Annotated in this window: 9 protein-coding genes; 8 read left to right on the forward strand and 1 reads right to left on the reverse strand. The window is 58.1% G+C overall.

The genetic code is table 11. The annotated features are described in order from the left end of the window. The first annotated feature begins 658 nt into the window (after positions 1–658). The 7 genes from T518_RS08255 to T518_RS08285 all read left to right on the forward strand — a co-directional run bounded on the left by T518_RS08255 (position 659) and on the right by T518_RS08285 (position 11,163). Positions 659–1,657, forward strand: a complete 999-nt coding sequence (locus tag T518_RS08255; protein WP_036378143.1) for a pyridoxal-phosphate dependent enzyme — start codon at positions 659–661, stop codon at positions 1,655–1,657. 47 nt (positions 1,658–1,704) lie between these two features. Then, positions 1,705–2,601 (forward strand): Ppx/GppA phosphatase family protein, encoded by an 897-nt coding sequence (locus tag T518_RS08260; RefSeq protein WP_345938742.1) that lies wholly within the window; start codon positions 1,705–1,707, stop codon positions 2,599–2,601. Positions 2,602–2,727: 126 nt separating this feature from the next. Next, positions 2,728–5,154 (forward strand): DNA gyrase subunit A, encoded by a 2,427-nt coding sequence (gene gyrA / locus T518_RS08265; RefSeq protein WP_036378147.1) that lies wholly within the window; start codon positions 2,728–2,730, stop codon positions 5,152–5,154. Positions 5,155–5,472: 318 nt separating this feature from the next. Further along, positions 5,473–6,954 carry a glycoside hydrolase family 32 protein gene (locus T518_RS08270; RefSeq protein WP_036378149.1) on the forward strand — a complete coding sequence of 494 codons (1,482 nt, stop codon included), beginning with the start codon at positions 5,473–5,475 and terminating at the stop codon, positions 6,952–6,954. A 41-nt stretch (positions 6,955–6,995) separates the two neighbouring features. Further along, on the forward strand, positions 6,996–8,267 hold the full coding sequence (locus T518_RS08275) for an oligosaccharide MFS transporter (protein WP_036378151.1): 1,272 nt from the start codon (positions 6,996–6,998) through the stop codon (positions 8,265–8,267). A 39-nt stretch (positions 8,268–8,306) separates the two neighbouring features. After that, on the forward strand, positions 8,307–9,656 hold the full coding sequence (locus T518_RS08280) for a coiled-coil domain-containing protein (RefSeq protein ID WP_081828469.1): 1,350 nt from the start codon (positions 8,307–8,309) through the stop codon (positions 9,654–9,656). A 34-nt stretch (positions 9,657–9,690) separates the two neighbouring features. Further along, positions 9,691–11,163, forward strand: a complete 1,473-nt coding sequence (locus tag T518_RS08285; protein WP_051652264.1) for a glycoside hydrolase family 32 protein — start codon at positions 9,691–9,693, stop codon at positions 11,161–11,163. A 127-nt stretch (positions 11,164–11,290) separates the two neighbouring features. On the opposite strand, the gene T518_RS08290 is transcribed toward T518_RS08285, so the two are convergent. Next, the gene (locus tag T518_RS08290; protein ID WP_036378157.1) at positions 11,291–12,265 is read right to left on the reverse strand and encodes a LacI family DNA-binding transcriptional regulator; all 975 of its coding nucleotides are present in this window, start codon (positions 12,263–12,265) and stop codon (positions 11,291–11,293) included. Positions 12,266–12,545: 280 nt separating this feature from the next. On the opposite strand from T518_RS08290, the gene T518_RS08295 reads away from it, so the two are divergent. Next, positions 12,546–13,811 (forward strand): oligosaccharide MFS transporter, encoded by a 1,266-nt coding sequence (locus tag T518_RS08295; RefSeq protein ID WP_036378159.1) that lies wholly within the window; start codon positions 12,546–12,548, stop codon positions 13,809–13,811. Positions 13,812–13,863: the final 52 nt, after the last annotated feature.

Genomic DNA, 13,863 nt, shown 5'->3' on the forward strand with positions numbered 1-13,863 from the left:
TACGAATTTTGTGTGGTAACTTAATTGTACTAGCGGCAATAGACTATGTCTATTTTTTATGAAATTGAATTTGCGAAATATATTTTACCTTATCTATACATGTCATCCGGGGGACAGACAATTACTGGATATAATTTTTTTAAAGAAGAGTCTGGATTACCTGGAACTAGCGGGGAGAAAAAGGTGTCGTTAATTAAATAATCAGGCATTGTTTTTCTGTGCGGAATTTTTAAAATCCTTTTTAATAAGGATGCAAAAAGGCACCTCCTGGGTTACCGTCCTTGGAGGTGCCTTTTCTTTTGGCGATAATGGCGTTATCTTGCATATCCACGCCTTCAATCTCATTCTATCACAAATTGTCAAGAAAACAAGTACTTCTTGACAATTTGTCAAGAAACAATTTCTTTCGCGCAATACAAAAGCGGGAACAACCGAACGTTCCCGCTTTTGCCGCCTCTATACCTTCTGCCACCTACCACATACTAGATGTAGTAGGTCTCCCATGACTATATTACAACAAATGGGGGCGCTTTTCAATAGGGGAGAGAGATTTTTTGAGAGGAGGAAGAGGGAATAGGGGCTTTGTGGCGAATCTTTCTTAGTATAGCAAGGTGCTGCGGGCTGGGCCTGCGGCTTTTGTCGGAAAGGAAGCGATGGCATGTACTTCTACTGTGAAGACTGCAAAAAAGAATACCCATTGAACACACATTCGTACAAATGTGACTGCGGCGGCATGTTCCGCCTGCACAAGGACGCCAATGAGGCGGTGGCGAAGCATACGATTTCGCTCGGGGAGTTCGTGACGCCTCTTTTGCCGCTGCAGGTCGGCAAGCTCGACTTCCTGCTCAAGATGGAGCACCTGCTGCCGACGGGGTCGTTCAAGGACCGCGGGGCGTGCAGCATGGTCAATGCGCTGCACGAGCTCGGCATCAAGAAGATTGCGCTGGACTCGTCGGGCAATGCGGGCGCGGCAATCGCGGCGTATGCGGCGGCTGCGGGCATGGAGTGTACGGTCTACGTGCCGGATGACATCTCGCAGGAGCAGGTGAAGCAGATTGAGTCGTACGGCGCGAAGATCGTGAAGGTGGCCAATGGACGCATGCGGGCGTGCGCGGCAGTCAAGCAGAATCTCGGTGATGCCTACTATGCGTCGCATGTCTACAACCCGCTGTTCTTCGAGGGCATCAAGTCGATGGCGCATGAGCTCTACGAGCAGCTCGGCCACCATGTGCCGGACTACATCTTCATGCCGGTCGGCAATGGCACGATGCTCCTTGGGCTGTTCCTCGGCTTCATGGAGATCGGGCGGCTGCCGCACTTCGTCGCGGTGCAGTCGTCGAAGTGCGCGCCGCTCTACGAGGCGTACCACGAGGTACCGGCTGAGCCGAAGCGCGCGACGATCGCGGAGGCCATCCGCATCACGCAGCCGAAGCGTCTCAAGGACATGGTACGGGCGATCAAGGCGTCGGGCGGCGATGTCGTCAAGGTGCTGGACAAGGACATCCTCAAGGCGCAGAAGTACCTGAGCCACCACGGTGTCTACGTCGAGATGACTTCGGCGGCGGCGCTGGCGGGCGCGGAGCAGTTCTTCGCGGACGGCAAGCCGGACAACTACAAGGTCGTCATCCCGCTGACGGGCAATGGGCTGAAGCGCTGAGCCCGTGACCGCGGTCGATGAGATTGGAGAGAATCATGTTATATGGAATGATTGATATTGGCTCGAATACGGTCCGCATGGCGATTTACCGCATCGAGGGCACGCATGTCGAGATGCTCATGAAGAAGAAGCACACGGTCGGGCTGGCGGCGTACCTCAAGGAGGGCGTTATGCAGAAGCAGGGCATCGACAAGGCGGTGGAGATCCTCAAGGAGTTCCGGGCCTTCCTGCTCGCATTTGGCATCACGCATGTCGTGGCGTTCACGACGGCGGCGCTGCGCAATGCGAAGAACAGCGCGGCGGCCGTCGGTGAGATCGAGCGGCGCACGGGCCTTCCGATACGCGTGATCTCCGGGGACGAGGAGGCGACGTACGACTTCATCGGTGCGACGCATGACCTCAGCGAGGACGCGGGCCTGCTCATCGACATAGGCGGCGCGAGCACGGAGATCGTCTCGTACAGCTCGGGCAAGATCGAGCAGAAGATCAGCCTGCCGATCGGCTCTCTGGCCTTCCGAACGAAGTATGTGCACGGCATGCTGCCGACACATGCGGAGTGCGAGGCGATGCGCGAGGAGGCGGAGGCGACGATCGGGTCGGCCACAGCTTTCTCGGATGTGCGCGAGGCGTCGATCGCGGGCATCGGCGGCACATTCAAGGGGGCGGCGGCGCTCTACAATGCGCTCTACGCGATGCCCGTCGAGAATGTGAAGATGGAGACGCGCCGCCTCTCAGAGATCATCGCGCGCTTCTCGGGTGACCACGGCATCAACGAGGATATGACGGCGATGCTGATGAAGACGGTGCCGGACCGCATCCACACGGTCATCCCGGGGCTCATCATCGCGGAGGTCCTCGCCGAGCGCTTCCACAGCAAGGAGATCACCTACAGCGATTCTGGCGTGCGCGAGGGCTATATCTATTCGGAGGTCCTCAAGCAGTGACGGGAAGTCCGTCAGCCCTTATAGTATGGGGGCTGATGGACTTTTTTTTGCAGAAATGGTATAATAAAATGCTAAATGATTTTGCTAGAAACACTGTTTTTTGTTTTAAGATTTTGAGGTGAGATTGTGGATTTTGGTCAGGGAAAGATCGTGCCGGTCAACCTGGAACACGAGATGAAGAACTCATACATCGACTATGCGATGAGTGTCATCGTTGCGCGTGCTCTGCCGGATGTCCGGGACGGCTTGAAACCAGTACACCGCCGCATCCTTTACGCGATGCAGGAGGCGGGCATGGGCTCGAACAAGCCCTACAAGAAATCGGCCCGTATCGTCGGTGAAGTCCTCGGTAAATATCATCCGCACGGTGATTCGTCGGTCTACGATGCGATCGTGCGCATGGCGCAGGATTTCTCCATGCGCTACATGCTCGCGGACGGCCACGGCAACTTCGGCTCGGTCGACGGCGACCCGGCGGCTGCCATGCGTTACACCGAGGTCCGCATGTCGAAGATCGCGGAGCTCATGCTGCAGGATATCGACAAGGAGACGGTCGATTTTGCGCCGAACTACGATGAGTCGCTGAAGGAGCCGACGGTGCTGCCGGCAAAGTTCCCGCAGCTGCTCGTCAACGGCACGTCGGGTATCGCGGTCGGCATGGCGACGAACATCCCGCCGCACAACATGTGCGAGGTCATCGACGGCACGCTGATGCTCATTGACCACCCGGATGCGACGATCGACGACCTCATGAAGGTCATCAAGGGACCGGATTTCCCGACGGCTGGTCTCGTGCTCGGCCAGGACGGCATCCGCCAGGCGTACACGACGGGCCGCGGCGTCATCAAGATGCGCGCGAATGCCCGCATCGAGACGCTGTCGAACGGCAAGCCGCGCATCATCGTCACGGAGCTGCCGTACCAGGTCAACAAGGCGCGCCTCGTCGAGAAGATCGCGCAGCTCGTGCGCGACAAGCAGATTGAGGGCATCACGGCGCTTAACGATGAGTCGGACCGCGGCGGCATGCGTATCGTCATCGACCTGCGCCGCGACGCGAATGCGAATGTCATCCTCAACCAGCTCTACAAGCACACGCAGCTGCAGGACAGCTTCGGCGTCATCATGCTGGCGCTCGTCGACGGCAAGCCGAAGATCCTCAACCTCAAGGAAGTGCTGCACTACTACATCGCGCATCAGGAAGATGTCATCACGCGGCGCACGCGCTACGACCTCAAGAAGGCTGAGGCGCGCGCTCACATCTTGGAAGGCCTGACGATCGCGCTCGACCATCTCGATGCGGTCATCACGACGATCCGCGAGAGCCGCACGGCTGATATCGCGCGCGCTGCCCTCATCGCGGGCTTCAAGCTCTCGGAGAAACAGGCTCAGGCCATCCTGGACCTGCGCCTGCAGCGCCTGACGGGCCTCGAGCGCGAGAAGATCGAGGAGGAGTATCAGGAAGTCTTGAAGGCCATCGAGGACTACAAGGCCATCCTCGCGGATGAGAGCCGCATCCTCGGCATCATCAAGGACGAGCTCAAGGCAGTCAAGGCGAAGTTCGGCGATGCGCGCCGCACGCGCCTGACGGTCGACACGAGCGAGATTGACGTCGAGGACCTCATCGCGGAGGAAGACGTCGTCATCACGCTGACGCACAACAACTACATCAAGCGCATGGCACTCGATACTTATCGCCGCCAGAACCGTGGCGGCAAGGGCGTCAAGGGCATGCCGACGAAGGAGAAGGATTTCGTCGAGAACCTCCTGATCACGACGACGCACCACACGATCCTGTTCTTCACGAACCGCGGCCGCGTCTACCATCTCAAGGCGTACGAGATCGCAGAGGCGAGCCGCACGGCGAAGGGCACGGCCATCATCAACCTGCTGCAGCTCGAGAAGGACGAGAAGATCACGGCGGTCATCCAGGTCAAGGGCTTCAATCCGGACGCCTACCTCTTCATGGCCACGAAGAAGGGCATCGTCAAGAAGACGAGCCTCGTCGAGTTCAAGAACCTGCACAAGGGCGGCCTCAACGCCATCAACCTCGATGACGATGACGAGCTCATCGGCGTCAAGTTCACGGACGGCGAGCGCGACATGATCCTCGGCACGAAGTGGGGCATGGCCATCGTCTTCGGCGAGGACGATGTGCGCTCGATGGGCCGCGCGGCCCGCGGTGTCAAGGGCATCAGCCTCAACGACGGTGATGAGGTCATCGGCATGGACACGCTCTCGCCGAACGCAGAGGTTTTGACGGTCACGGCCGAGGGCTACGGCAAGCGCACGGAGACGAGCGAGTACCGCGCCCAGAACCGCGGCGGCAAGGGGCTCATCAACCTCAAGGTCACGGAGAAGACGGGCGATGTCATCGGACTGCGCGTCGTCCACCCAGACCAGGAGCTCATGCTCATCACGACGGAGGGCATCGTTATCCGCACGAACATCTCCGACATCTCCGTCATCAGCCGCAACACCCAGGGCGTCAAGCTCATGTCGACCGGCGAGAACGACATCGTCGCCTCGATGGCCGTCATGGACCAGAAGAACTGAGTGCGGCTCTGGATTCTCAGTAAGTGAATCAAGTATAGAGAAGGCTATCCCTTCGAGTAAGATTACTCGGGGGATAGCTTTTTTTTCTGTACGCCTGTAATCGGTACTATATTCAGACAAATGAAATGACAGTGACAAGAAAAATAAATACGATAAAGTGATTGACAAGAATAGGGAAGATGGATATAATAAAGACATCGAAGCGGTTCGATATCCGGTGAAGCCGGAAGAAACGCGCTTCGATTTTTCAGGCAAGGTTATCGAAGCGGTTCGATACATGAGATACACGAGACATACGAGATATATGAGGTGAATGTGATGTCAAACGAACAGAAACAACTCACGCCGGATGAATTCATCGCAGCCAATGAGTCCAAGGTCAACAAGCGCTGGTACCCGCGCTTCCACATTGCGCCGCGTGTCGGCTGGTGCAATGACCCGAACGGCTTTGCCTATGCGGGTGGCAAGTACCATCTATTCTATCAGTACTATCCCTATGAGCCGAAGTGGGGGCCGATGCACTGGGCACATGTGACGAGCAAGGATCTCGTGCACTGGCAGCGTCAGCCAGTCGCGCTCTTTCCGGATCATCCCTACGATGCAGATGGCTGCTTCACGGGCAGCGGCATCGAGAAGGATGGCAAGCTCTACCTCCTCTACACGGGTCACGTTGACCTCCTGAAGAAGCCGGGCCAGCCGGACCGCATCGAGACGCAGGCTCTCGCAGTCAGCACGGATGGCATCCACTTCGAGAAGTCGGAGAAGAATCCGGTCATCACGCTGCCGGAGGGTGTCTCGACGGGTGAGGATCACCACTTCCGCGATCCGAAGGTCTGGCAGCACAACGGCCGCTACTACGCAGTCGTCGGCGCGCAGACGGCCGACGAGGTGGGCCAGGTGCTCGTCTTTGAGTCGGAAGACCTTGAGGACTGGCAGTTCAAGCATGTCATGGCCAAGGCGCACGGCAATCAGGGCTTCATGTGGGAGTGCCCGAATTTCGCGGAGTTCGACGGCCACGAGGCGCTGATTCTCTCGCCGCAGGGCGTCAAGCCGGAAGGCAAGCGCTACCTCAACCTGCATCAGTCTGTCTCGATGCTCGGCAAGATGGACTACGAGTCGGGCATCTTCTACCACGATGCGTTCCACATCCTCGACCACGGCTTCGATTTCTACGCGCCGCAGGTCACGCAGACGCCGGACGGCCGCTGCCTGATGATTGGCTGGCTCGCGATGTGGGAGAGCGCAATGCCGGAGCAGGCAGACGGCTGGTCGTGCCAGATGACGGTGCCGCGCGAGCTGCACTACCGCAAGGACAGGCTCGTGACGCCGCCCGCCAAGGAGCTCACGGCGCTGCGCAAGGCGGCCCACACGGCTCCGGAGCTCGTCATGACGGACGAGACGCCGCTGACGGACTGGTCGTACGAGACGGGCGAGTTCTGTGCAGACTTCGACCTCACGGAAGCCGAGGGCCTGGCCGTCCACTTCACGGCGGGCTTTGACGATACCGTCTCGCTGATGGTCGAGAAGCAGAGCGGCGCTGTGACGCTCGTGCGCAAGTCGGCCGCGACGGGCCGTAAGGAAGAGCGCTACGCGCAGCTGCCGGCAGGCGAACGGCATCTCTCGCTGCGCGTCTACGAGGACCGCTCCTCGCTGGAGTTCTTCATCAATGACGGCGACATCGTCATGAGCACGCGCTTCTATCCGAAGACGGCGGAGCGCGTTATCGTGCTCGAGCCGCAGGAAGGCACGGTGCGCATGACAGAAGGCGTCTTCTACGAGCTCGACGATATCTTCGCCTGAGCGCTGAGTATGGACCTTATTTTGGGGAAGGGGAATCAATCATGGGGAATCTACTGAAGGCATTCTCGAATCCGTTCTACAGGACGAGTTCGCTTGAGATCCTGCTGTTCTTCGCGGGCTGGGGCATCTGGTGGTCGTTCTTCCAGATCTGGCTGACGACGAAGCAGGGCTTCACGGGGGCGCAGGTCGGCACGATCTACACGTTCGGCTCGGCCGTGGCGCTTGTCCTGATGTTTGTTTACGGCTCTGTGCAGGATAAGCTCGGTGTGAAGAAGAATCTGCTAATCTTCATGGTCAGCTGTCAGGTGCTATTGGCACCGTTCTTCACTTGGGTCTATGTGCCGATGCTCGAAAGCAACTTCTACGTCGGCGCGATGGTCGGCGCGGTCTACCTCTCGGTGGCCTATCTCGCCGCCTGCCCGGTCTTCGAGGCCGTGACGGAGAGGCTCAGCCGCCGCTACCGCTTCGAGTATGGACAGGCGCGCGCCTGGGGCTCTCTCGGCTATGCAATCTCGGCCCTGACGGCTGGCTTCCTGTTCACCATCAATCCGTACCTGGTCTTTTGGACGGGCTCAGCTGTGTCGGCAGTGCTGCTGGCCATCTTGGTCTTCCTGAAGCCGGAGAACTCTGAGGCAAATGTCCAGCAGTATGAGAACCGCGAGGAGCGCAATAAGGATGCGAAGTCTCCATCGCTCAAGGAGATCATCAGCGTCTTCGGCATCCTCGACCTCTGGAAGATCATCATTTTCGTCATCCTCAGCTGGACCTTCTACACGGTCTTCGACCAGCAGATGTTCCCTGAGTTCTTCACGCGCTTCTTCGCGACGCCGGAGGAAGGCCAGCAGGCCTACGGTGTCCTGAACTCGGTGCAGGTCTTCCTCGAGTTCATCATGATGAGCCTCGTGCCGATTCTCATGCGCAAGATTGGCGTGCGCCGCGCGCTGCTCCTCGGCTGCCTGATCATGGTCTGCCGCATCAGCGGTTGCGGCATCGCCTCCACGCCGCTCGGCATCGCCCTCATCAAGCTGCTGCATGCACCGGAAACGGCGCTCTTTGTTCTCGCAATCTTCCGTTATTTCACACTTCACTTCGATACGCGCGTATCCGCCACGCTCTACATGGTCGGCTTCCAGATCGCGGCGTCCGTGGGCGGCATCATCTTCTCGGTGCCGCTCGGCAGCCTGCGCGACAGCATCGGCTACCAGCACACGTTCCTGCTCATCGCGGGCATCGTCCTCTGCGCTACGGTCTACGCGTTCCTCATCCTGAAAAAGGATGACCAGGACGTAGAAGGTCAGCCGCTCGAGAACTGATTCATGAAGATAGTTGAGATGATACTTGGAGGGAGAATCATGAAAAAGAGATTACTGGCTTGTGGTCTGGTTCCTGCTCTGGTGCTCGGAACCTTTGGTACGGTCGGCGCACAGCCTGCCGCTGATGCTGCAGTGCAGCTCAAGCAGGGCGGTGCACCAGCTGTCCAGGCAGAGACCGCAGAGGAGCCTGTGACGCAGGAGTCTTTGAAGGAGCTGCGCAGCCAGCTGGAGGAGCAGCTCTACGAGGCGCAGGAGCTCCAGAAACGCCTCAACGCGCAGCTCGACAGCCTCAATAAGCGCGTGAGCAAGGTCGAGAAGAAGACGGATCAGCCGGCCGTCGACATCCACGGCTATGGCCGCTTCCGCTGGGATAAGCAGCACTTCGAGGATTTCAAGGGAATCGATATGAAGTCGGTCTGGATGAACCTCTTTGTCAACCACCGCATCAACGACAAGTGGTCGCTGCACAGCGAGCATGAGTTCGAGAACAATCTCTCGAACAACCACGGTGCCTATGAGGGCGATGGCGGTTACGATAAGGATGGCGGCAAAAAGTATTCCCGTCCGGTCCTGCAGCTCTACGCACAGGGCCATGTCGGCGAGGTCGATGTCAAGGTCGGCCGCTTCTACCTGCAGTCGCCGTACAAGTTTACGTTCGACGAGAAGGTGGATGGCTGGCAGGCAAGCTACGGCGTGCCGACGCATTGGGGCCGCAAGGCGATGTTCACGCTGAACTCGGGCAATACGTACAGCAAGATCCTCTACGGCGATCGCGACAATAAGCTTGACCCATGGGGGGAAGGCGGCAGCACGAACTTCCGCGTTCTGTCCCTGATCAGTGAGATCCCGGTGGCCAAGAACACGAATATCACGTCTCACTACGGCAAGATGACGCGCCGTGACGACCATATGAGCCGGAAGACGCTCTCCGTGGGCTTCGACACGAAGCTCAACCGCGACCTGAAGCTCAGCGCAGCCATGGCGAAGTCGGATTCGGACACGCTCAACAAGTCGCACTTCATCCAGCTGCAGTACAAAGAGGCGCGGCCAGATGTGCCGGGCTCGTTCGACATCTACGTCAAGAAGTACCTGCAGCGTGGCCACAGCGGCATGACGAACTGGTTCAACGACGATATCATCGACCCGACGAATGGTGATTACAACAAAGAGCTCACGGAGAGAAATCCAGGCCGCTCGGTATGGGATCATCGTGCCGGCGAGTTCAACGGCCTCCGCATCGGTGCGGACTTCGTGCCGGTGCGCAATACGAAGCTCCTGCTCCATTACACCTACGGCAAGCTGGGCCTCTTTGACCCGGGCCTGGGCACGCTCACGGGCAAGAAGGACGACTACAGCTTCTTCCGCGCGCAGTGGGAAGTATACTTCTGAGCCGCATGAACGAGATGAAAGGATGGCATGAATGATGAAAAAACAGATTATGGCGGCCTTGCTGGCGGCTTCCAGCCTTTGCCTCACGAATTCTCCAGTGCTGGCTTATCCGTCTATTTTCCCGGACTCCGGCTACAGCTGGGTGGGCGATACGATGCCCTTTTTCGATGGAGAAGAGTTCCGCATCTTCTATCTGGAGGACCTGCGTGACGGTGATACGGGGTTCCACCCCTGGAGCCTTCTGACGACGAAGGATTTCACCGACTATCAGCACGACAGCAAGGTCATTCCCTATGACACCAGCAATGAATTCGCCAAGGACTCCGCGCTCGGCACGGGCTCGGTGGTCAAGGGCAAGGATGGGCTATACCATGCGTTCTACACGGGTTTCAACTGGCGCAGCATGCCGAAGGAGACGATCATGCACGCGATCAGCCGCGACCTCGTGAGCTGGCAGAAGGTCCCCGAGGATTCGTTCCACGGCAGCAAGCCGTATATCTACGACGATACGTTCCGTGATCCGAATGTGTTCTACAATGAGGATTACGGCGAGTACTGGATGCTGATCACGACGCGCAGCAAGAAGGCGCGCGGCGTCATCGCCCTCTACACATCGAAGGATCTCAAGCATTGGGAAGACCAAGGCATCTTCTTCGAGAACGATATGGGCAGTGACGCGAATATGGAATGTCCGACGCTGCTGAAGTACGGCGATTACTGGTACCTGACGTTCTCGGATCAGTGGCCGTCGCGCGTCGTGCACTACCGCATGGCGAAGGACTCCAAGGGCCCGTTTGTCAAGCCGGAGCGCGATTACTTCGATGCCAGCGGCTTCTATGCGGGCAAGATGGTCGAGGACAAGGACAACCTCTACCTGGTGGGCTGGACGCCGACCAAGGCCGGAGGTAAGGATAAGAACCCGACGGATTGGGCGGGCAATCTCGTCGCGCATCAGCTCAAGCAGCGCGAGGACGGCACGCTCTATCCGGTGCCAGTCGAGAAGATGACCGAGCGCATGCAGAAACCGGTGGAGATGGCGCCAATCACCGAGCGCGGTACTGTGAATGGTGCTGGTGAGTCGTACCATTTTGACGGCACGGGTTATGCCGATGTCGTGATGCCGAAGATGGAGGGCATCCGCAAGATCACGGGCCATTTCAAGGTGGCGAAGCAGCAGGGGCAGTTCGGCCTCATGTTCAATGTGGGCCCGAACCAGACCGGCTCCCTGAATCTCGTCTTTGACCCGGCGAAGCAGCAGGTCGCTTTCTACAACACCGATACCTCTCGTGTCCATGCGGCCAAGCCTGAGCTGGCGGTGCCGGTCAGCCTCCAGCCGGATGAGAGCTATGACTTCACGCTGCTCATCGATGGCACGGTCGCCGTGCTCTACATCAATGACCAGATGGCACTGAGCACGCGCATGTACGACCTGCCGGAACATCAGTGGGGCATCTTCTCCGCTGGTAGCGAGGTCACGCTGACGGGATTGCAGACGAGTACACTTTGAGCCTGTCTCAGTTTCCCCCTGAGATAGAAGCTCTGACAATCCAAGAATTCCAAGAACTCCAAGAATGACATTTCCCAAAACGAAAGGCGGTCCGTTGACTCGAACGAGTCACGGACCGCCTTTTGCATCAGCAGGTTTCTCCCTCCTGGAAGGTCATGGGGAGCGGCGTCAGCGAGGGCAGATCTTCGCTGCGGATGCGGCGCACGATGGCTTCGGCGGCGCGTCGGCCGAGGGCGGGGATGGGCTGGACGACGGCTGTCATCGTCTGCGGCCCGAGTCGCGTCAGGTAGGTGCCGTCGTAGGCGACGATCGAGAGGTCAGCGGGGCAGCGGCGTCCGCGGCGGCTGGCTTCGCGCAGCGCGCAGATGGCGCCGAGGTCAGCGCCGGAGATGGCATCGACATCGGGATAGCGCTCGAAGATCTCACGGGCGGCTGCGGCAAAGTCCTTGGGTTGCAGGGCGTTGGCCGGGACGACGATGCTGTCGAGCTGCACGCCAGCTGCTTCGATACAGCTGGCGAAGATGTCCTCGTGCTCGTGGGCCGTCGTGTGGACGGTCTGTGCGCCCGTGATCTGCACGACGTGATGCGGATTGCGCCGCAGCAATGCGTTGGCAGCGAGCTGGCCGCCCTGATGATGGTCGGCGCGGATGATGGGAATCTCGTCGCAGAGGTAGCGGTCGAAGGCGATGACGGGCAGGTCGATGTGGCGGTAGTTCTCGATGTGCAGGGCGTGCGCGCCGATGATCAGGCCGTCCATCGTGTGGCGGCGCAGCATCTCGAGGAAGGCGAGCTCGGCGTTCTTCTTCTCGCCTGTCGAGCAGATCATCGTCTTGTAGCCGTAATCGTAGAGGGCAATCTCAATCTCGTGCAAGAGGGCCGCGAAGAAGGGATGGGCGACATCGGGGATGATGACGCCGATGAGGTTCGTACGGTTGAGCGAGAGGTTGCGCCCAACCTCGCTCGGGACGTAGTGGAGCTCCTTGACAGCGGCCTCGACTTTGGCCCGCGTGGCGGCTGATACGTATCCCTTATTGTTGAGCACGAGGGAAACCGTGCTGGTGCTGACGCCAGCGAGCTTGGCGACATCTTTGATTCTTGCCATAGAGTGGGTCCTTTCTGTTCTTCTTGTGTTCAGTCTACCACAATCCCAGCCGCATTGCACATCCCTGAAATCATTGATGATTTTTCAGATAAATGAAATGACAGTGACAAGAAAAATAAATACGATAAAATGATTGACAAAACGATGCAAGGTGGATATAATAAAAGTATCGAAGCGGTTCGATGAAATAAAATCGAAAGAAACGCTTCGATTTTCCAGATATGATTATCGAATCGGTTCGATAAACGAGATATTCCATGGGGGAAAGGGGAAACATATCATGGGGAATCTTTTGAAGGCTTTTTCGAATCCATTTTACAGGACAAGCTCGCTTGAGATCCTGCTGTTCTTCGTTGGCTGGGGCATCTGGTGGTCCTTCTTCCAGATTTGGCTGACGACGAAACAGGGCTTCACAGGCGCCCAGGTCGGCACGATTTATTCCTTCGGATCTGCCGTGACGCTTGTCTTGATGTTTGTCTACGGTTCCTTGCAGGATAAGCTCGGCATGAAGAAAACACTGCTGAAGTTCATCGTCGTCTGCCAGATTTTCGTCGGCCCGTTCTTCACCTGGGTCTATGTGCCGATGCTCGCAGCGAATTTCTACGTCGGCGCGGTGATCGGTGCCATTTACCTCTCCATCGCATTCCTCGCGGCCTGCCCGGTCTTCGAGGCGGTGACGGAGCGCCTGAGCCGCCGCTACTCATTTGAGTACGGCCAGGCGAGAGCCTGGGGTTCGTTCGGCTATGCCGTTGCGGCGCTCTGCGCGGGCTTCCTCTTCACGATGAATCCGTACTTGATCTTCTGGACGGGTTCTGTTGTCGCTGCTGTCCAGCTCGTTGTCCTGGCTGCGCTGTCGCCGGAGAAGAACGCAGCGCTCACGTCCCAGTATGAAGTCCAGTCGGAAACCCTCAAGGAGAGCAAGACGCCGTCCTTCGGCGAGATCATCGGTGTGTTCAAGCTCATCGATGTCTGGAAGATGATCGTCTTCGTTATCATGAGCTGGACGTTCTACACGGTCTTCGACCAGCAGATGTTCCCGGAGTTCTTCACGCGCTTCTTCTCGACGCCGGAAGCAGGCCAGCAGGCATACGGCGTGCTCAACTCCATCGAAGTCTTCCTCGAGTTCCTCATGATGGGCCTCGTGCCGATCCTCATGCGCAAGATCGGCGTGCGCAAGGCCATCCTGCTCGGCTGCGCCATCATGATCGTCCGCATCGGCGGCTGCGGCCTCGTCACGAATCCTCTGGGTGTCGCCATCATCAAGCTGCTGCACGCACCGGAGACGGCCCTCTTCATCCTCGCTGTTTTCCGCTACTTCACGCTTCACTTCGATACGCGTATTTCGACGACGCTCTACATGGTCGGTTTCCAGATTGCCGCACAGGTCGGCCAGATCATCTTCTCGACGCCGCTCGGCGCCCTGCATGACAACATCGGCTACCAGAGCACGTTCCTCGTGATTTCCGGCATCGTCTGCGTGGCCAGCATTTACGCCTTTATCGTCCTCAAGAAGGATAATGAGAGTGTTGAAGGTCAGCCGCTTTAAAAGGATTTTTTAGATAGCACAACAGCCTCTGTTTTTTATTTGAAACAGAGGC

Origin of the sequence: Mitsuokella jalaludinii DSM 13811 (assembly GCF_000702905.1) — a bacterium.
GTDB lineage: Bacteria > Bacillota > Negativicutes > Selenomonadales > Selenomonadaceae > Mitsuokella > Mitsuokella jalaludinii.

Excerpts from the sequence above, each read along its gene's own strand:
- T518_RS08255 (WP_036378143.1), top strand. The coding sequence starts at position 659 with ATGTACTTCTACTGTGAAGACTGCAAAAAAGAATACCCATTGAACACA.
- T518_RS08260 (WP_345938742.1), top strand. The coding sequence starts at position 1,705 with ATGATTGATATTGGCTCGAATACGGTCCGCATGGCGATTTACCGCATC.
- T518_RS08270 (WP_036378149.1), top strand. The coding sequence starts at position 5,473 with ATGTCAAACGAACAGAAACAACTCACGCCGGATGAATTCATCGCAGCC.
- T518_RS08275 (WP_036378151.1), top strand. The coding sequence starts at position 6,996 with ATGGGGAATCTACTGAAGGCATTCTCGAATCCGTTCTACAGGACGAGT.
- T518_RS08280 (WP_081828469.1), top strand. The coding sequence starts at position 8,307 with ATGAAAAAGAGATTACTGGCTTGTGGTCTGGTTCCTGCTCTGGTGCTC.
- T518_RS08285 (WP_051652264.1), top strand. The coding sequence starts at position 9,691 with ATGAAAAAACAGATTATGGCGGCCTTGCTGGCGGCTTCCAGCCTTTGC.
- T518_RS08290 (WP_036378157.1), bottom strand. The coding sequence starts at position 12,265 with ATGGCAAGAATCAAAGATGTCGCCAAGCTCGCTGGCGTCAGCACCAGC.
- T518_RS08295 (WP_036378159.1), top strand. The coding sequence starts at position 12,546 with ATGGGGAATCTTTTGAAGGCTTTTTCGAATCCATTTTACAGGACAAGC.